The sequence below is a fragment of the Rahnella sp. PAMC25559 genome (assembly GCF_050632365.1).
Classification (GTDB): domain Bacteria; phylum Pseudomonadota; class Gammaproteobacteria; order Enterobacterales; family Enterobacteriaceae; genus Rahnella; species Rahnella rivi.
On record NZ_CP192543.1, the window covers coordinates 4,559,658 to 4,578,867 of the forward strand.

Annotated in this window: 13 protein-coding genes; 4 read left to right on the top strand and 9 right to left on the bottom strand. The window is 51.5% G+C overall.

What is annotated here, in order from left to right:
- Window positions 1-176: 176 nt before the first annotated feature.
- The 4 genes from ACQZQY_RS22010 to ACQZQY_RS22025 form a co-directional block, all read right to left on the bottom strand.
- On the bottom strand, window positions 177-893 hold the full coding sequence (locus tag ACQZQY_RS22010; protein ID WP_421671579.1) for a hypothetical protein: 717 nt from the start codon (window positions 891-893) through the stop codon (window positions 177-179).
- 309 nt (window positions 894-1,202) lie between these two features.
- Entirely contained in the window at window positions 1,203-1,754 is a 552-nt protein-coding gene (locus ACQZQY_RS22015; RefSeq protein ID WP_431296411.1) for an OmpH family outer membrane protein, read from the bottom strand.
- Window positions 1,755-1,801: 47 nt separating this feature from the next.
- Window positions 1,802-8,524: an autotransporter outer membrane beta-barrel domain-containing protein gene (locus ACQZQY_RS22020; RefSeq protein WP_431296412.1), complete on the bottom strand. Its 6,723-nt coding sequence runs from the start codon at window positions 8,522-8,524 to the stop codon at window positions 1,802-1,804.
- A gap of 790 nt (window positions 8,525-9,314) precedes the next feature.
- Window positions 9,315-10,097, bottom strand: a complete 783-nt coding sequence (locus ACQZQY_RS22025; protein ID WP_056781903.1) for an SDR family NAD(P)-dependent oxidoreductase — start codon at window positions 10,095-10,097, stop codon at window positions 9,315-9,317.
- Between the two features lie 280 nt (window positions 10,098-10,377).
- On the opposite strand from ACQZQY_RS22025, the gene ACQZQY_RS22030 reads away from it, so the two are divergent.
- Both ACQZQY_RS22030 and yajD read left to right on the top strand, forming a co-directional pair.
- Window positions 10,378-11,586, top strand: a complete 1,209-nt coding sequence (locus ACQZQY_RS22030; protein ID WP_431296413.1) for a multidrug effflux MFS transporter — start codon at window positions 10,378-10,380, stop codon at window positions 11,584-11,586.
- A 105-nt stretch (window positions 11,587-11,691) separates the two neighbouring features.
- Window positions 11,692-12,039, top strand: a complete 348-nt coding sequence (gene yajD / locus ACQZQY_RS22035) for an HNH nuclease YajD (RefSeq protein WP_056781907.1) — start codon at window positions 11,692-11,694, stop codon at window positions 12,037-12,039.
- Window positions 12,040-12,214: 175 nt separating this feature from the next.
- On the opposite strand, the gene ACQZQY_RS22040 is transcribed toward yajD, so the two are convergent.
- Both ACQZQY_RS22040 and ACQZQY_RS22045 read right to left on the bottom strand, forming a co-directional pair.
- A complete protein-coding gene (locus tag ACQZQY_RS22040) occupies window positions 12,215-12,430 on the bottom strand; it encodes a DUF6500 family protein (protein WP_056781909.1) in 216 nt (71 codons plus the stop codon).
- A 96-nt stretch (window positions 12,431-12,526) separates the two neighbouring features.
- Entirely contained in the window at window positions 12,527-13,132 is a 606-nt protein-coding gene (locus tag ACQZQY_RS22045; protein ID WP_431296414.1) for a hypothetical protein, read from the bottom strand.
- Window positions 13,133-13,398: 266 nt separating this feature from the next.
- Here ACQZQY_RS22045 and ACQZQY_RS22050 point away from each other — a divergent pair, with 266 nt between their 5' ends.
- Window positions 13,399-14,250, top strand: coding sequence for an aldo/keto reductase (locus tag ACQZQY_RS22050; RefSeq protein WP_431296415.1), 852 nt, complete (start codon window positions 13,399-13,401; stop codon window positions 14,248-14,250).
- A 91-nt stretch (window positions 14,251-14,341) separates the two neighbouring features.
- Here the strand turns inward: ACQZQY_RS22050 and gadC are convergent, their stop codons facing one another.
- From gadC to ACQZQY_RS22065, 3 genes are all read right to left on the bottom strand, one after another.
- Window positions 14,342-15,880, bottom strand: a complete 1,539-nt coding sequence (gadC, locus tag ACQZQY_RS22055; RefSeq protein WP_431296416.1) for a glutamate:gamma-aminobutyrate antiporter — start codon at window positions 15,878-15,880, stop codon at window positions 14,342-14,344.
- A 101-nt stretch (window positions 15,881-15,981) separates the two neighbouring features.
- Window positions 15,982-17,382 (bottom strand): glutamate decarboxylase, encoded by a 1,401-nt coding sequence (locus ACQZQY_RS22060; RefSeq protein ID WP_431296417.1) that lies wholly within the window; start codon window positions 17,380-17,382, stop codon window positions 15,982-15,984.
- A 592-nt stretch (window positions 17,383-17,974) separates the two neighbouring features.
- Window positions 17,975-18,286: a DUF2913 family protein gene (locus tag ACQZQY_RS22065; protein ID WP_390973104.1), complete on the bottom strand. Its 312-nt coding sequence runs from the start codon at window positions 18,284-18,286 to the stop codon at window positions 17,975-17,977.
- Window positions 18,287-18,567: 281 nt separating this feature from the next.
- On the opposite strand from ACQZQY_RS22065, the gene ACQZQY_RS22070 reads away from it, so the two are divergent.
- On the top strand, window positions 18,568-19,203 hold the full coding sequence (locus ACQZQY_RS22070) for a YfdX family protein (protein WP_183850214.1): 636 nt from the start codon (window positions 18,568-18,570) through the stop codon (window positions 19,201-19,203).
- The last annotated feature ends 7 nt before the right edge of the window (window positions 19,204-19,210 follow it).

Below are 19,210 nucleotides of genomic sequence, written 5' to 3' on the forward strand. Positions count from 1 at the left end.
TATCCGGCAATGGAAGCGCGGCACTTCCATTGCGGATAACGGACCTCTGGGTTCATTAGCACGGCATAGTGATAAATATGTACCCATTATTATTCACAGGGTGAATATCTATTAATGCCATTCTATCGCCCGGTATTTTTCAAACAGCCATAAACTGATAAATAATAATAATGTATTTAGCGGAAAGACTGACCATCGACCAGTGAATGCTGCCCCGCGGAATATCTTGATTCATTCCGCTCCTGATCTACCTGTAATTTCCCTATCCTGACCGTATTAAGAGAACAGCTGTCTCCGTGGTGACTGTAATATCCTTCACCACAAAGTCCCGCTAATCCCCTGGATGACCACTTTTCCATTTTTAATCGCCAGAGTTTGTCGAAATCCTCCAGCCGGCAGACAATTTTAGTCCAGGGGTCGCAGACCAGCGTATTTTCCAGTAACAGCCTGGAGTACCCTGCTGGCCGGGTACCGATCAGCACGAAGGCGTGATCGACTGGCGCGGGCAGGTAAACCCTCATGATTTGCACTTCCGTTTTGGCAGCGCTGTCCAGGCGCTGGGCCCTGTCTAACAGGTAATAATAAGCAAGAATGGCGTTTTCACCGCAGTTACCCGCATGGGGGATTCTGTTGATGTAATCATGCTCAAGCTTGTTCGCGGTTTCCCGTGGCGCTAATTTCAGCGCGCGCAAGGCACGAATATTCTTTGTTCTTATTTCATCCGCTTCTGCGGTATGCAAACTCCAGCGCTTAGGATCTTTAGGCATCATATGGCTCACCATCCGTTTATCGGTGTAAATTTTATTGGTGGCCTTAAGGGGTAATCTTGAACGTGCATACTTCACAGCGGCTAATAAATGAGGCATTAACGCCTTTTCAAACTTCTTATCCATTTCAACTCAATCCTTTTACTATTAATAATCATCCGCTATAAGTTTCACCATAATGAAAGTTTATCTTCCGTGCCTGTTATTCACGCCTGTGAAAAACAACAATACACTTGATGAATATATAATTTGATATTCATACAAATTAATTGGCACGTTGCGAAAGAAATGGCCTGAATTATATATAATAATCCTGACCACTCAATAATTCGTTATTCATTTAGACGATGATTATTTTTAATAATAAAAGAATGCGTTAATTTTCCGGCATTTATGACAGTGCCCGTGATAATTACCTGAAAAGGATAATGGCCGTTATTTGTGCGTTTTGCGTGTTTTCGGTGTCTCCGGTTTCACCGGCGCTTCCGCCGGGATTTTCACCGAGATGACCGGCAACGGCCCGTAATCCACTTCGGTTTGATCGAGGCGCGAAATGATGTCTGCCGTGATGTCCGCGTTATCATCCCGGGAGATCACCGTCTGGCTGTCGATCACCAGCCGCAGTTTTTTCTCCTGTCTGTAGGCATCGACCACCTTGGTTATGGCGTTCAGGCTGACCTGTCGTGCCGCATTCTTTTCAGCCCGCCACTGGTTGTTCAGCGTATCGGCATCGGCATCCCGACTTTTTTGCTGCCCGGCAGCGGGAAGGCGCGCATATTTTGAACTGGCATCGTCATACACGTTAAGCAGCAATGCCTGTACCTGCTTATCATGTTCGGCCTCCTGTTTGCCTGCCTGAGAATCCCTCAGTACCTGCGCAATATTCACCACGGCAATATCGTTGGCAGGTGCCTCTTTTTGATCGCATCCCGCCAGGCTGCTGACCGCGAGGGTGGCGGCGATAATCAGTAACGTTTGTTGTTTCATTTTGAGTATTCTCAGATTCACCCTTCGCTGAAAATGAAGGGTACACATTATTTAAAGTTTGCTTTAACACCGACGATGGCCCGCGTGTCGCTGTAGCCTTCGTCACCGATCTGCTGGGCCACATCCACCCACAGATTCACGGTGTCGTTCAGTTTTGCTTCCACACCGGTTTTGAGCTCACCGACGTTACGCGCGCCCGCCTCTTTCACGTTCACGCCGTCGAGGCTTGCGCCAAAATCATGGGTGTTATGCAGCCAGTTCACTTCCACAAAAGGCTCGAAGACCCGATCCTTTCCGTCCTGACGCTTTGCGTCCATGCTTTTGATAAAGGCACGCATACCCAGACGAAGCTGGAGATTACCGTCGCCGGTTGATTGCACGTGGGTGCCGTTGGCTTCCTGATGATCGTCTGCTTTCACTCCCATCCACGTCAGTTGTGCCTGCGGCTGTAAGTAGTAGCTTTCGTGGTCGTTCTTTTCACCGGTTTTCCAGGTGTAACCGCTCTCGACGGACGCCGTAACACCGCCGGAGCGGTAGCTTTCCGAACCGACGTCTTTCGTCGATACGCCATTATCAAACCGGTTGTACAACGCCCAGCTGTCTACATAGCCACCGGTCTTCTCGTCGTTGTTTTCAAACCAGGTGCCGTAGATGCCCGCGCTGTAGCCGTGAACCGAGCCATCCGCGCTGTAACCGGTGCGATGGTTGCGGGTGTTACTGTGCTGGCTGGCATAGCCGCCCATCACCCCAAAGTGATAACGATCTTCGCCGCTGCGGCTCCACTGAGCGATATCCCCGCCCAGTTGCGCGACATAACGGTTTGCCTGGGTGTTGTTCTGGCCACTGTCGTCGTGGGATCGCTGATGCCCACCGACCTGGCGCAGCCACAGGCTGGTGACTTTTTCCTCTCCGGTGAAAGGATCGACGTAATGGGTTTCGCCAAGACGATCGTGCAGCGTCATGCTGAACATGTTGTTGGCGGCGGCCAGATTGCTGGCGTAGGCTTTGGCTTCCGGGCGGATATTCGCGGCTGGCTGAAGACTTGCTGCGTTATCCGCCGCGTCGCCCCCGCTGAACGGGGTATCGCCGCCTGCAGCATTGTCAGCGTTATCCGGCACTTGCCCGTTGTTGGTCAGATACCAGTTACCGCCTTTTTTCACCAGATCGTAGTCGTAAGCGCCCGCCACAATGCGGCCCTGTTTGGTGAACTCGCCGTCAGAACTGCCGCCCACAGAGATGATTTCGATGCCGTTAATCGCCGGGGCCCCGTGGCCGCCCGCATTGCTCACTGACACCGCTGTTGTTCCGCGCGTGCTTCCCTCTATCACCATTTTGTCGGTCAGAGAGTCGTCATCGCCCAGCTGAGTGTTGAGGCGCAGCGTGCCGCCGTTGCCGGTGTAGTCGCCTTTCACCTGCAGGATATTGCCCGCAGTCGAAGTGCCCGGCTGGCTGAGAGTGATGAAACCACTGTTGGTCAGGTTGTTGCCGACCGTGAAGGTCTGAGGATCGCCAGTCAGCGGGGAAGAGAGATCGCCCAGGCTGAAGGCGCCCGCGTTGTTCACATCCCCGGCGGTACCACCGAAGCCACCGAAGGCGGCACCCTGCGCCACATTGACGGTATCCGAGGCCAGCAGAACGTTCGTCGCGCTGTCGCCCAGTTGCAGGCCGCCGCCGGTGATGTCCGTGTGGCCGGTGTACTGCGCAGAAGCCCCGGTCAGCGCCACCAGACCCGCGCCGTTTTTATGCAGATCGCCGCTGCCGGTGATGTTGTTATCCATCACGCCCTGCGCACCGTTCAGCGACAGGAGGCCGCTGTTGAGGATATCTCCGCTGCCGATGCCGCTCGTCTCATTGATCGCCACTTCGGCACCCTGACGGAGAGTGGTCGATGCCGTCATGCCTGTATTGGCGGTGCTGACCGTCAGAATGCCGCTGTTTACGATCAGTTCACCGGCGCCGGTCAGCGTCCCGCTGACGGTGCCACCATTGAGCGTCGTCAGGCTGCCGCCGTTGAAATCCATGACCGCACCGGCGTCGGTATTGAACCTGCCGGCAGTCTGCGAGTAACCGTTCAGATCCACCCTGGCATCGCCAGCCTGACGCAGTTCGCTGGTGTTGCCGAGAATATTGTCGCTTTCCGCCCGCAGCGTACCGCTGTGCACAAACGTCGCGCCGGTATAATCATTGCGCATGTTGGAGAGCGAGACAGTGTGGCCGGATCCTGCGGCAATCGTCAGGTCACCGCCGCCGGTCACACGAGCGGCGAGGTCAGCACTGGCAGCGCTCGCGCCGTTAGCGTTGATCACCAGCGCATCCGCACCCGACGTCACCAGGTTCAGTTTTTTCAGACCGTAGTTGATATACAGACCGTCGTCGGACGCACCGGACGTCAGCCCAAAATCAAAGGTCGCGTTGGCTGCCACCTGCCCTTTTTGAATGACATCTGAATAGGTCGGATCGCTCATGGTGGTGCCGTCTGCTTTCAGCAGATCCAGATTAGAGCCGTAGCCGCTGACCGTGCCAAGGCTGCCGGCCAGTTTCAGGATCGGATTGGCGTCATCCTGCATCGTTAACGCCAGCGTGTCAGGTGGCAATGCCCGCGCGTTCATCACGTCATTGGTTAAGACCTTCACCACGCCTCTTCCGCCGATATTCAAATCGTTGCTGGTCATCAGGAAAGCTTCCGACCGGCTGCGTCCCAGAGTATCGGTATCGACGTTCATCATGCCGCCATCAAAAGACAGGCTGCCGATTTGCTGCACCCCTTTCGAGACAACCGTTATGCTGGCGTTGCCCAGACCCAGGGTGGCATCGGACAGCGCCTGATTGTTTTGCGTGGTGGTGCCATTCAGAACAAACTGGCTGTGAGTCAATTCAACCTTTCCGGTAAAACGGTCTGTCGCATTGTTGGCGGTAAAGGCAAAGGCATTGGCATCACTGCCCAAATCCACGGTCACCAGACCGGTGCCGGCCAGATGGCTGGCAAAATTCATGGCCTTGTCGTCAGTGATGATGAGCTGGCTGGTGCTGTCAATATTCCAGGCGGAGCCGGCAGCCGTTAAATCGAGCGATGCATGGTCGAGAGTAAAGCGGGAACGGTCAGCCAGGTACACATTCTCTATCCCCTGGATTTTTGATGAATCCGAGAGGGTATAGACCGAATGATTCAGGTTCAGCGCATCGTTGCCCTGCCCGCCATCCAGCACGTCGAACAAGGTGGCGTTTTCGTTCGCAGTAATGTCTTGCAGGTTGAACCGATCATCGCCGGTGCCGGTGGTAAAGACGGAGGCCGCCTGACTGCCATGCGCCAGCGTCACGGTATTGTTACCCGCCAGCAGGTTGACCGCGCCCGCGAGGCTGCCGCCCGCGGCGTTAGTAAAGTCTACCGCCTGCTTGTCAATGTTCATGACCACGCCGTTTGCCGCACGGGAGAGGATACTTCCGCTGTTGCTGAAGGCCGTTGTGTGGCCGTTATTGATGTCCACCATCTGAGCCGCCGACGCGGAGATGATATTCCCGGACTGCTCGACGCGCGGCGTGCCACCGTTCACCACCAGCGCGGATCCTCCGGCGACATCATTAACATGAATACTGACTCCGGATTTGATATTGCCGGAGGTATTGGTAGTCATGCCGCTGCCGTCAGCGCTGTTGATATTGATCACCAGCCCCTGCGATTTGGACATGTCGTAATCCGCTGCCGATGCGGACCCATCGGCATTTTCCAGCAGAAGACCGGTTCCCGTCCCGTTGACGTTAATGGTGCCGCTGTTGGTCTGTGCCAGAGAGGCGGCCGTGCGCACACCCGCGCCTCGTCCCACGTTGAAGGTGGTATTGAGCAGCTGAATGCCGCTGATTTCGGCTTTGTTTTCGATGCCGTTTCCGAAACCTGACGCCGCCATATTGATGGTGGCGCCGTTGACGATCAGACCGACAGCACCGGTATCGAGCAGAATGCCGTGCGCAGTGCCTGCCGCGTTGGTCGAGCCGGAACCGCTGAGCGCCAGCGACGCGCCGTCAGACAACCGATATGCCGCCGTGCCGTTTATGGCGGTGGTCGCGCCGGTATTATTCACCACGGAATTCGCGCCGATGATATCGACCGCCGTGCCGCTCACCGTAATTTTGCTGTCGTTATTCATGCTGCCGCCGTTGATTTCAACGCCGACGCTGTCCGCCGCAGTGAGGGTCACGATACCGTGGTGATTAAGCGTACCGCCGGTCGCGACTTTATATCCCATTGCACCCGCGGCCACGCCGCCGGAGGTGCGCAGGGTGGCATAGCTGTCGAGCACCGAGGCGCCCGTCGTGTCCGTGTCGCCATAAATGGTGGTCGACGCGCCCTGAACGCTGCCGGCAAGGGATCCGACACCGGTCAGATCAATATCCGTTGTGGCGTCAATTTTGCCATAGGCACCGCCTTCGACCCTGACCGCCGTGGCATCCCGGCCGCTGGCAATCAGATTCATGCCGGTGGCGTCTATGCTGCTGTCTTTTCCTGTCGCCAGAAGGATGGTGCTGTTCTGGCCGCTGCCCGTTAAGGTTGCGCCGAGGGAGCCGTAACTCGCGCCACCGTCGATGCGGTAGAGCGTGGAATCCTGCGTCGAGACATCCTGAAAGGAATTCTGCACGCTGACGGCAGAACCTTTACCGTAGATAAGGAAGCCGGTCTGCTTGACCCCGCTCATAAATCTCACGCCGTCGCCATCGACATCAACCGCGCCGCCGTCTTTGACATACACACCAATCGCGCCGTTACCGGTCAGTTTTACTGCCCCGGTCACCGTCGCCACCGCACCTTGCCCCTGAGACTGAATCCCGTAGTTCGCCGTTTTGGTGGCGGCATCCACCCCTTCCGTCACAAAGATGGTGCCGCTGTTGGTCGCATGGCTGCCGGCCCGCACGTTGAGCCCGACGCCATTAATCCCCATCATATTGATGGTGCCGCTGTTGTTGACCTGGGTGGCACCGCCGGTCACATCCATCGCGATACTTTGCGCCACCGGTTTGCCACCGATAGCGTTATAGGAAAGGTTAATCATGCCCTTCTGATCGACCACAGCATCCGCGCCGCTCGCCAGAATGGCGGTTGCGCCCTGCGTTTTCCCTCCCAGATTGATCATGCCACCCACCGCATTCTCAAATGTGCCGTGATCACTCACCGACACGGCAATGGCGCCGGGATTGATGATGCTGGTGGCTTTGGCGGAATCGGATAAGGAGGTTTGAGCACTGCGCCCGACATAGATAAGCCCCGCATTGGTGAGCGTGCTGTTTCCGCCCACCATGGCACCGATATCCTCATAGCCACGCACACCCACGGGTTGATCGATCGTCGCCAGATTAATATTGCCGTTATTGCGGGCGTTGCTGCTGCCATCGAGTATCAGACCGACACTTCGGCTATGCGACCCCTGCGGCGCGATATTGATGACCCCGTCATTGACGACCGACGCATCCACGGCGTAAATCCCCACCCCCGAACCGTACTGGGTGTTAGTCTCGCCGAGCACCGCACCGGCAGCCAGATCATCGTTAACATAGATGACGCCGCTGCTGGCATTGTGAACTGACGCACCGGAGGCGGCACTGATCACATTCGAACCAGGGTTGGAGAGATTACGCAGGGTGCTGAGTATCCCGCTGTTGTCCAGTTTCGCCCCCTGCTCGACGTAGACCAGACTCGCATCAGATTCCGTCAGTTGCAGATTGGCATCATGGCTTAAATTGACCTGGGCAAAGCTTCCGGACGCTTTGATATAGGCCACGCTGGTGGCGCTGACACTGGCGTTTACCGGGTCTCCGGGCGTGGTCACATCAAGCTGGCGGATGGAGATCGTTGGTGTGACGCCTAACGCGATTTGACCATCATAATCATCAGGATCCAGACGCCCGTCTTCTACCGCTTCGATCAACGCGGTGTTATAGGCTTTGAAGCTGTCGAGGGTGTTAATTGAGAAGTGACCAATTTTGCTGTTCACTTCTCCGGCGTAGGTGGAAATTAAGACATCACCGGTAACCGACGTATTGACGTTTTTATGATTGCCGAGACTGACAAGGGTTTTGGCGTTGTAATTCAGCGTTCCGCCGTTATCTACGGAAAATACCGCCGAGTTGACCTTATTCGGATCACTGCTCTTCATGATCAGATTCACCCGATTGGCACTGTTTTTCATCCAGTTAGCATCGGAAGACCCGACATCCACATCCAGTTTTCCTCCCGAGGCCACGCCGTAAATCGTCTTATCGAGATACTGGCCGCCAGCGCCCACATCATGGGAATAGGCGTAGGTCGTATTCAGCTTCCCGGCTGTTATGGAGTTATTGTCATAAGCGTTAATGGTCGTTTTGTTGTGCGTAATGGCGTCGGTGTAAGTCACCACGTTCGTTTTGCCGCCTAAATGCACACTGTCGCAGTCCACATACTCAGCACCTTCGCCGATCAAACCCCGGTCACGCGCCTGAGACAGCGTCATCGAGGTGTAGCCTATGTCCCCTTTTTTCAGTCCGGCAAACCCTTTGCCTCCGCCCTGAACAAGATCAACACTGCCGTAAAAGATCGTGGTAGCGCTTTTGGGATCGGTATCTGCAACGTCCCAGTCAACCGCCAGAGAATAAGGTGACGCTATCAGCCCGCCACACAACAATGCCGTTTTCCAGGCTTTGGCAATTTTAGAGACTTTTGTTTTTTTCTTTCCGCCCGCCAGCTCATTGGTAACCACCCAATCCTGCGCAGCTTCGCTCCAGACGATTTTATAAGACTTGTTCATACACTTTTCCTGCGGATCACAAACGACTGTATTAGTTGTTCACCTCATTGACATCACTGATCCAGGTCATTCGCAAAAAGGATTTAAAGTATGTCAGCACGTAGGTTCAACATTTGAAATGGCAGGTCAAAATAGCTCAATTTATATTCACGGAAAAGAAAGAGTGTTATTAACCGGCCTTATTCAGCGTGTGAAACAGAAGACGTTTTGCGGCATTAATTTGTAAAAAAATATCATACTCAATAATTAAAAAATCATCGCAACTGGAATTCCAATCAGTTGATATGAAATAAAAAAACTTCCCAACCACAGGTTATAAACTCATCAGGATTACACAGTAACAACGGGAGCAGGCGCCGCTGACACCCTGAAAAATTGATTTATATCAGGTTTAAATAAGATATTTTAAATCATTAAAATCAACAAATTACAGTATTAGGATAAATAGTAACTTAATATGAATAGCCAGAAAACGCTGTCATACAGACAGGAAAAAAGCACATCACCGATAATACGCAGCGCGTGAGAAGCACATCTATAAAAGGTGCGTTACATAATAATCATCTTAAGGCGCACTAAATGTATAATAATTTAACGCAACACAGGAGGAGAAACAGGGAGCGGAGAGGAATGATTCATTGATAATTTATATATTACTATTATTTATATTGGTGAAATATATTAATTGCACCGATTTTAATTCTCGCCGACGTTATCCCGGCGGTATTTAACAGGACGCAATGACAGGCAAATACACAGGGCTTGCGCATTTACCTGTCACTGTCATAAATCAGGCATTCATGATTCTGGATAAAAAAGCCTGATGGATCCAGCGGGGGGTTGCCCACATGAATACCGCGTTTAGCTTATTGCCAAACCCCGCCACCACGCTTATCCGCCCCGCGTCCAGCGCACGGATACCGGCGCGGACCACCGGAGGCGTTTGCATCATGGTCATACGCATTAGCGGCGTGACTTTCTGCTGAGCAACGCTTGCAAAGCCCGTGTCAGTCAGTCCGGGGCACAGGGTCGTTACCGTCACATTGTCCCGCCGGAATTCCCGGTGTAACGCTTCCCCCAGACGCAGCACATAGGCTTTAGCCGCTGAATACACCGCAAAATGCTCAACCCCCTGAAAGGCTAAAATACTCGCAACCTGTAAGATTTTACCCTGCTTACGCTTTCTCATGTCCTCGCCGAACAGGCGTGTCATCAGCGTCAGGCTGGTGATGTCGAGCTGGATCATCGACAAAATAGCCTCCGCCGGGCTGTCCAGAAATGCTCCCTGTAGACCGTGCCCGGCATTATTAATGAGGATATCGATGACGACGCCTTGTGCTGCAAGGCGCTGGTGAAGCTCAGTGACGGCCTGAATGTCTGACAGATCGACCTGTTCAACCTGCACCTCAATGGTGTATTCCTGCCGCAACGAGGCCGCCAGCTCTTCGAGCCGGTCCAGCCGGCGCGCGACCAACACCAGCCGGTGGCCAAGCCTGGCATATTGTCTGGCAAACTCTTCGCCAAAGCCGCTGGAGGCACCGGTAATCAGCACTGCAGAATGTGTTTGAGTCATACGTTGTTCTCTGATGAGTGTCATTTATCTTTGGCGGGCTGTGCATCGCCGCAGCACTTTTGGCACTGTGTTCAATGAGGTGCATTAATAATGATAATCATCATCTAAAGTGTCAACTCATTTTGATTACAATCATAATCAATAATAATTACCTCGCCCACAAACACAGTGACGCCCCATTCATGAATTCAGCTCATAGTGGCTATCCTGCCGGACGCCATTATCTGCGCCCGTAAACCCGCTACTATGCCTGCTTCTTTTACTGTCCCGATGGATAACCATGACCCCTTCACAGGCGCTATCGCCGCCCGCTGCCGGAAAAACGACCGGCCTTTCACTGGTGTTAATTCTCAGCGCGTTAATGGCGATCACCTCCTTATCCACCGACATCTATCTGCCTGCGATGCCGGTGATGGCAACAGATTTACAGGGTGACGCAGAGTTGACGATCACCGGCTTTTTGATCGGCTTTTGCATTGCCCAGTTGGTCTGGGGGCCGGTGAGTGACCACTTTGGCCGAAGCCTGCCCTTGTTCATTGGCATGGTGTTGTTTATTGCGGGATCGGTGGGATGCGCACTGTCGACGGATATCGTGCAGATCGTTTTCTGGCGAGTCTTTCAGGCGCTGGGAGCCTGCACTGGCCCCATGCTGGCGCGGGCAATGATCCGCGATTTGTTCAGTCGCACGCGTGCTGCACAAATGCTCTCAACGCTGATGATCATCATGGCGGTTGCGCCCATTGCCGGGCCGCTTATCGGCGGACAGATGATTAAAGTCACCTCATGGCACACCATCTTCTGGCTGCTGGCGATAATCGGCGTGCTGATGCTGGTCTCGCTGTTCTGGCTTGAGGAAACATTGCCTGCTGAAAAACGGGTGAAAGCCTCCTTGTCCGGCGCGTTCGCGAACTATGCCATCTTGCTGAAAAACGCCAGTTTTATGCGTTTCACGCTTTGCCTGACCTTTTACTACGTCGCGGCCTATGCGTTTATCACCGGCTCTCCGTTCGTGTACATCCGTTATTTCGGCGTTGATCCGCAGCATTACGGCTGGCTGTTTGCGGTGAATATCATCGGGCTGATGGCCGTCAGCGTAGTGAACCGCCGCCTGGTACATCGTTATCCGCTGGAGTCGTTGCTCAGATTTGCCGTGTTCGCCGCCAGCCTCGCCGCCGTTATCCTTGCCGCCGCGACCGGTTTTGGCTTCGGCGGAATTGGCCTGATTGTTGTCGCGGTATTTGTGTTCTTTTCCATGAACGGCATTATTGCCGCCACTTCGACGGCCTGTGCGCTGGACGCGGTGCCGAACGTCGCGGGCTCCGCGTCGGCCCTGATGGGCTCCCTGCAATACGGCAGCGGCATTATTTCATCCCTTTTACTGGCCCTGCTCAGCGATGGCACCCCCTGGACGATGGGCTGGATAATGGCCGTCTTTACGCTGGCCAGTGCAGGTATGGCGCTGACCACCAGGGTTAAGCGGGCCGGATAACATGAACGCTTTGCCGCTCTTCTTTCATTTCTCCTTGCGTTCCTTTATGGGATATATTGAGGGCACTTTCGTAAAATGACCTCTTGATTACAGGCAATGTCGGCAATGGCTCTGATCCCAAAAAACTACTCGCGGCTGGAAAGCGGCTACCGCGAGAAAGCACTAAAAATCTATCCATGGGTATGCGGGCGCTGCTCCCGCGAGTTTGTGTATTCAAACCTGCGCGAGTTAACGGTTCACCATATCGATCACGATCACAACAATAACCCGGCAGATGGCAGCAACTGGGAGTTGTTGTGTCTGTACTGCCACGACAACGAACACTCTAAGTACACCGAAGCCGATCTGTACGGCACAAACGTGGTGGCGGGTGAAGACGCGCAAAATGATGTTGAGGCAGCCACTTACAGTCCGTTTGCGGATTTAAAGTCGATGCTTAATAAGAAGAAATAATCTGGGCAATGCCCGTTTCTGGCACTTACCTGACGCCGTTCAGGTAAGTGCCAGGTTGCGGTCAGCGCATCGCGGTGTGAGAAAAAATAAGCATATTCCTTCCCCTCGTGATATTAACTGCGACCTTCGCATGGAGAAATTTCTCAGCCAAAGAGCTGTAAACCTGGCAGGTTCGTTACAGGGCTAAAACGAGGGATTTTATCTTTTCAGCCTTTTCAAAGTGATCCAGTTTCATCTCCATAATCCACCAATGTGCCACCTCCATCAGCAGTTCCGGTTCATCATTTTTATTCGCAAAAAATGCATAGAATGACAGCCCTACATGGCTGCCCTTCGCCACGATTTTTGCCTCACAGATTCTGATGATTTTTTCCTTCATTTCTGCCCGCACGTTTTCCCCTTTTATAGGCTGTTGATGTGACTCTCTTCGAAACACTATCAATCTGATGCCCGACTAAAACTGTTTTTGAAAAATTAAGTTATCCGCCTAAACAATATTGTTATCGGACAATGCCTTTTTTATACGTAATATGGAGATGAATACATTAAAGTTTATTGCGTTACGCCTGAGACTGATGTAGCTAAATAGCATATAGAGAGAATAAAAAACATACTGAGTAAAAATGATTAACCCTCCGACAGAATATGTCCATTTTAATGGGGTTGATGTAATTGTCGCCCAGGAAAACAAGGCGCCCGCGCCAGCAATAAAACCTATAATAAACATAAGTATGATTATCCAGATGACATTCTTTTTTATTGTCACTTCATGGTCACGGTATTTATAAAAACCTTTAAAAAGAAACAGGGACTTACAGAATTTTTTATGCTTAGCAGGATTTAAAATGTAATACTTCAACATATAAATATTCAGCAAGTAATTGCCGGACATTTTATATTCTGATAACTTGAGTTCCTGTTTATATTTCTCCAGAGTTTCTTCTTCATCCACACACTCTGTAAGATAGGTGATAGCTTCCGCTTTCTTCTCATAAGATAATGAAAAAAAAGTATCGAAGATAAATAATTTTTTCAAATAAGGCAGTGCGGGTATAAATATTTTCCAGACGCCGGCTATAGATGTGATTTCCATACTTCCATCCCTTGTTCAGTTTCCCTTGAAAATCCAACATATCAAAAGAAACTATCCGTTTGCGAAAATTTATCTGTAGAGCATTATTTTATAGCACACTCAAACAGCGCCTTCACATGAGTCTCCTGCCACACCCAACCCAGTTCACACTCCGTTAACGGCCATATTGATGAATACAACTAATTAACCCTATCTCATTACCCCACCTAATAAAATAAATGACTCTGCGTTATGCTTTTCCGACACAATCGCCGGAGGATAACGTCATGCAAACAGTCACACTGAACAATGGTATTGAAATGCCCCTGCTGGGATTTGGCGTATTTCAGATGACGGATGCCGCCGAATGCGAGCGTGCGGTTATTGATGCTGTCGAAACAGGTTATCGCCTGATTGATACCGCGGCGTCCTATCAGAATGAAACTCAGGTCGGCAATGCGCTTAAGCACAGTGGGATCGCCCGTGATGAACTCTTTGTCACCACGAAACTCTGGTTACAGGATACGCATTACGAAGGGGCAAAAGCCCAGTTCGAACGTTCGCTGAATCGCCTGCAGCTGGACTATGTCGATCTGTATCTTATTCATCAGCCCTACGGTGATGTTCATGGGGCGTGGCGGGCGATGGAGGAACTGCAGCAGGCAGGCAAGATCCGCGCTATCGGTGTGAGTAATTTCCAACCCGACAGACTGGCCGATCTTGTGGCATTTAATAAGGTCATCCCCGCGGTGAATCAGATTGAAGTGAACCCTTTCAACCAGCAACTGCACGCCGCACCCTGGATGCAAAGCCGGGGTATCCAGCCTGAAGCCTGGGCGCCCTTTGCAGAAGGGAAAAATGGCTTGTTCCAGCATCCCGTCCTGGCTGAGTTGGGTAAAAAGTATGGCAAAAGCGTCGGTCAGATAGTCCTGCGTTGGATCTTCCAGCGCGGCATCGTTTCACTGGCAAAATCCGTGCGTAAAGCGCGTATGGAAGAAAACATCACTGTGCTCGATTTTGAGCTTAATGCTGAAGACATGCTGCGTATTACCGCTCTCGATACCGCAACCAGCGCCTTCTTCTCGCATCGCGATCCGGCCATGGTCGAATGGCTGACGGGCCGTAAACTCGACGTTTAAATCGCGATCAAAACCGCGGCATACATTCCTTTGCAGCCCCTCGCATGACGTTAATAAGCCAGACATTCCTGCCTGGCTTATTGACTACCGGTTAATGCACTTTTTTATTATCGACAAAGATATGGTGCATTGAGCGGGCACGCGGATGAATAAAGAAATGCCCTTCTGGCGCTGAATCACTGCTGACGGGTTTTAGCGTGATATTACTGCGCTTCGCACGCTTATCATGCAGGGCATAAATAATGAACGGAATGGACAGCACGATCAGGAAGCATACGACCAGCAGGCCCGCGTAAAGAGTGTTCGCATCGCTGCCTGGCAGACCTGTCGGTGGACAGAATGACACCACAAAGGCAACCAGTGATGCCATCAGACCCACGACCGCAACGGTCAGTTTCACCGCTTTGCCACCGGGTATATTGAAAGTACGTTTGTTTGCTGACTGCTTACGCACGAGGTTGATATAACCGAGGAACAGCAGGAAATAGCTGCACAGATAAATCACCACGGTCAGTGCCAGTGCAATCAGGAAAGACATATTATTGCCGCCCCCGGTATTGGTCAGAACAATCAGCGCCACAGAGGTGATAATTAACTGGGAAATCACCAGAACAACAGGCACACCGTTCTTATTCATTTTTGCGAAACTGGCAGGCAGGATCCCTTTTTGCGCTGTCACCAGCATTCCGCGGGAAGGCCCGACAATCCAGGCGGCGATTTCCGCCAGCACACCTAACAATAACAGTGCAGCAATGCCGCGGATTGCCCACTCAAAACCGCTACCCAGGTGATTGATCAGCACGCTGAAGGTCTGCATGACACCAGCCGAAAGGTTAATGTCGTCATGCGGGATCACCGCAGCAATAGACAGACCGCCCACAGAACTCAGGCAAATGGCCGCAAACATCAACAGCAGCATGGCGAGCGGATAGTCGCGCCCCGGATTCTTCATCTCGTTGACGTGGGTCGCGGACGCTTCAACACCCATGTAACTCAGGATAAAGGCCACAAACACCACCAGGGTTCCCATCTGAGTAAAGTCCGGGAAGAAGGTCGACACGCTCATGTCGATAGCTACCGGCGCACCGGAATGAAGATAGCTGATCGCCAAGACAACCAGGATTGCCGCAGGAAGCAGGATGCCGGCAAAGAAGCCGATTTTAGCAATGCGCGCTGTATTTTTGGTGCCGCCAAACTGCGTTAAAGCAAGACCCCAGAGGATCACCAGCGCGGCCACCGTTTTCACTATCGGATCGCTGTTCAACGCCGGCCATTTGAGGATGTAAGAGAGCGCGCCCAGTACAAAATAGAGCATCGGGATAAACCCTATCGCGATTTGCAAATAGCCGAACGAAATAGCCGCAAACCCCCATTTTTCACCCAGCGTTTTAGAAACCCAGGTGAAAACGCCCCCCTCCTGCCACCCTTCTACCGTCGCCATTTCCGCCGCACAAAGACCGACGGGAATAAACCACAGCAGACCGCCCAACAGCAAAAAGAAAATAAGGGAAAAACCCGAGGTAGCAAACGTGGGATATTCATAAACGGCCATCACCATCGACGCCGTGATAGCAAAAAAGCCCAACAACGATAATTGCTTAGGTGCGGCGCTTTTTACTGTGCTCGCCATAACTGATCTCCTGAAGGAAGCGCAGAGTCTTCTCAGTAAGTTTTAATCTGAAATTTAGGGGGTGACTTTCGGGTCACCCCGGAACAAGAGAGGTCACGCGTTTATGCGTGATTAAAGCCGCCCGTGCGTGATGCGCTGGAAGGCTGGCTGAGCGGGTGACTCATGAAATCATTCAGCGCACGTTTCATATCTTCAATGAGCAGGCAGCCGAGGTCGTAGCTCACACCGTGACGGACCAGAATGCGCTGAATCACCAAATCTTCACGGTGGGACGGCATGGAGTAAGCCGGCACCTGCCAGCCACGCACGCGGAGTTTCTCAGCCAGATCGTAGAGAGTGTAACCGCCAAGGTAAGCGCCCTCTTTCAGCGTCCAGGCCAGTGCAGGGATACCTTTTTGGCTGTCGCCATCGAAAATGATCTCAAACGGCCCGAGCTTGCCGATTTCCGCTGCCAGATGCTGAGCCGTGGCGTAGCAGGCATTATGGATTTTGGCGTAACCCTCACGCCCCAGGCGCAGGAAGTTGTAGTACTGGGCAACGATCTGCCCGCCCGGTCGTGAAAAGTTAAGCGCAAAGGTCGGCATGTTGCCGCCCAGATAGTTAACATTGAAAATCAGCTCTTCAGGCAAGTCTGCCACCTCACGCCACACGACCCAGCCTGCGCCAAGCGGGGCCAGACCGAATTTATGGCCTGATGCATTGATGGATTTAACCCGCGGCAGCCGGAAATCCCACTCCAGTTCCGGCGCACAAAATGGCGCCAGAAAACCGCCGCTGGCACCGTCGATATGCATGGGAATATCCTGCCCGGTCTGCAGCTGCAGCTGATCAAGCGCATCGCTCACCGCTTTTACCGGCTCGTACTGGCAGGTAAATGTCACGCCAAGCGTAGGGATCACCCCGATGGTGTTTTCATCCACACGCTTTAACACCTCTTCCGGACACATGATCAGACGATCGCCTTCCAGAGGAATTTCACGCAATTCGACGTCAAAATAGCGGGCAAATTTGTGCCAGCAAATTTGTACCGGGCCGCAAATCAGGTTGGGTTTATCCACTGACAAACCTTGTGCTGCGCGTTTCTTACGCCACTGCCACTTCAGCGCTAACCCGCCCAGCATCGCCGCTTCTGAAGAGCCAATCGTCGAGCAGCCCAGCGTGGTGTCCGGCGTTGGCGAATTCCACAGGTCGGCCAGCATTCGCACGCAGCGCGCTTCTATTTCCGCCGTCTGCGGATATTCATCTTTATCGATCATATTTTTGTCGATGGACAAATCCATCAGCTCACGGATTTCATCATCCACCCAGGTCTGACAAAAAGTCGCAAGGTTCTGACGTGAATTACCATCCAGGAGTAATTCATCACGGATCGCATTGAATATATTGCGCGGTTCGTGTTCTTCGTTTGGGAAAGAGGAGGACGGTAATGATGATGCTAAATCTGCTGACGCGTAGACATCATCTTTACTGTTATATCGTGAACCGTTTATATCATCACTCATGGCATTAACCTTTTATCAGAGTCAAATAATTTAAAAAATAGAATGTATAATCCGCGCCGGGAAATAATGAAACGTGAGCCTGACCGACGGAATTTAAATTGAAAGTGCTATGCAATAAATTTTATAAGCCTGCCGGGGATAAAGATATCAGAGCAACAGGGCGTTATTGTACGCTCAAGAGTACAGTTGTAATCCTGGAGCGACATTATCAGGATCGCTGATTTAGAAAATGTATAAGTGCATATTCCCATGTTAGCCCTGCGCTGCAATGACGGAGCTATCTGGATATAGTCAGCAGTTTCTTCGAAAGGTAGCTTTTCAGTTTATGAGGGTTAATGACATTCATGCGCCTGACGCCATTCCCTTCGTAAACTCTGCCGGATGTTTCAGGAGGCAACCCGGCTGACCGGTTGGACAAGGTGGGTTTACACGCCATGCTGGCAGGGATGAACGCATCTGACGCACAGGCAGAATAGATAATCGCTGGCATCGCAATGACAGCGAAGACAAAGAGCAGAATCTTTCTCACGAGGGATTACTCCTGATTGATAATTTTAGATAAAGCGTCTTTTGGGGAGATTGATATTCGCGGTCAGATGTCAGCCTGGCATTCGCTTCGACAAAATTTCTCTGAATTTAACCGAGAGTGTTCATTCCAGAGCGTTAACAAATACCTCTTGATTCTTATTGTCCGACTTAACTGTCTGCTAAAGGTAATCATATCGTTTAAGGAATCTGCCACTTCTCTGGAAAACCTTTTTTGTCGCTGAGCCTGAATAAGCCATCGCAGTAAAAAGAGATCTTCTTGTGCCGCATTTTTGGAGGGAGACTGGGTATTATTGATATGAAGTGCGACCAGAGCACACCATGAAAGATGCGCGACGTTTTCATTCAGGTTATTCATTTTTAGATGCCTGGACTAAGAGAAATGACAGGGTAATCACTGGTTCGATGAACACGTTCCAAACCGTTTCATTAATTTATTGTTTTTATACACTCAATGAAATCAGATACAGTCCTGCACACTATCATCTGAATCTTACGCATGTCATCCTTCTCTTAATAAGGATGACGTACGTAAGTTATTTCTCTCATCATTGAATTGGCATTCTTATTATCACCAGTAAAAATAAAATCTATTCTGTACATGTTTTTTACATTCACTTAAATCAACAGGATTTTATTATGAAAAGATTATTATTGGCGAGCCTGATGGCAACAATGGTGACGGCATCTCCGGTATGGGCCGATACCCCCCCTGTCTCAGCGCAAACTGATACACCTGCCAGTCATCTGGTCAAAAAAGAAGCCAGTGATGTTCTTAATATGGCCGCACAGGGGTTTGATGCGGTGCGCGATATTCAAATTGCCAGAGTGGCCATTTTCCAGGGTCAGCCTGATGCGGCCAAACAATTAACACGAGACGCGGCTAATTTGCTCTCCGATGCCAGCACCGACTGGAGCAAGTTCACAAAAATGGACGCCGGCGCCAAAATGATTAACGACCAGTACATTATCGTTAATTCTAACTTCGCGATTTCTGAGAACTTTATTGCCTCTCCCGAAAAAGAAGCCGCCATTAAAAAAGCGAATGAGAAAGTCGCCAAGGGTGACCCTAAAGGCGCTATCGACACGCTGCGTTTAGCGGGTATGAGCGTTTTGCAAAATCAATACCTGATGCCGTTAAAACAAACACGGGAAGCCGTTTCCGAAGCCAGTAAATTACTCGACTCAGGAAAATACTACGAAGCAAATTTAGTCTTAAAAGGTGCTGAGGATGGCATTATTGTTGATAGCGAATTGCTGGATGTAGACCGCTAATTATAAA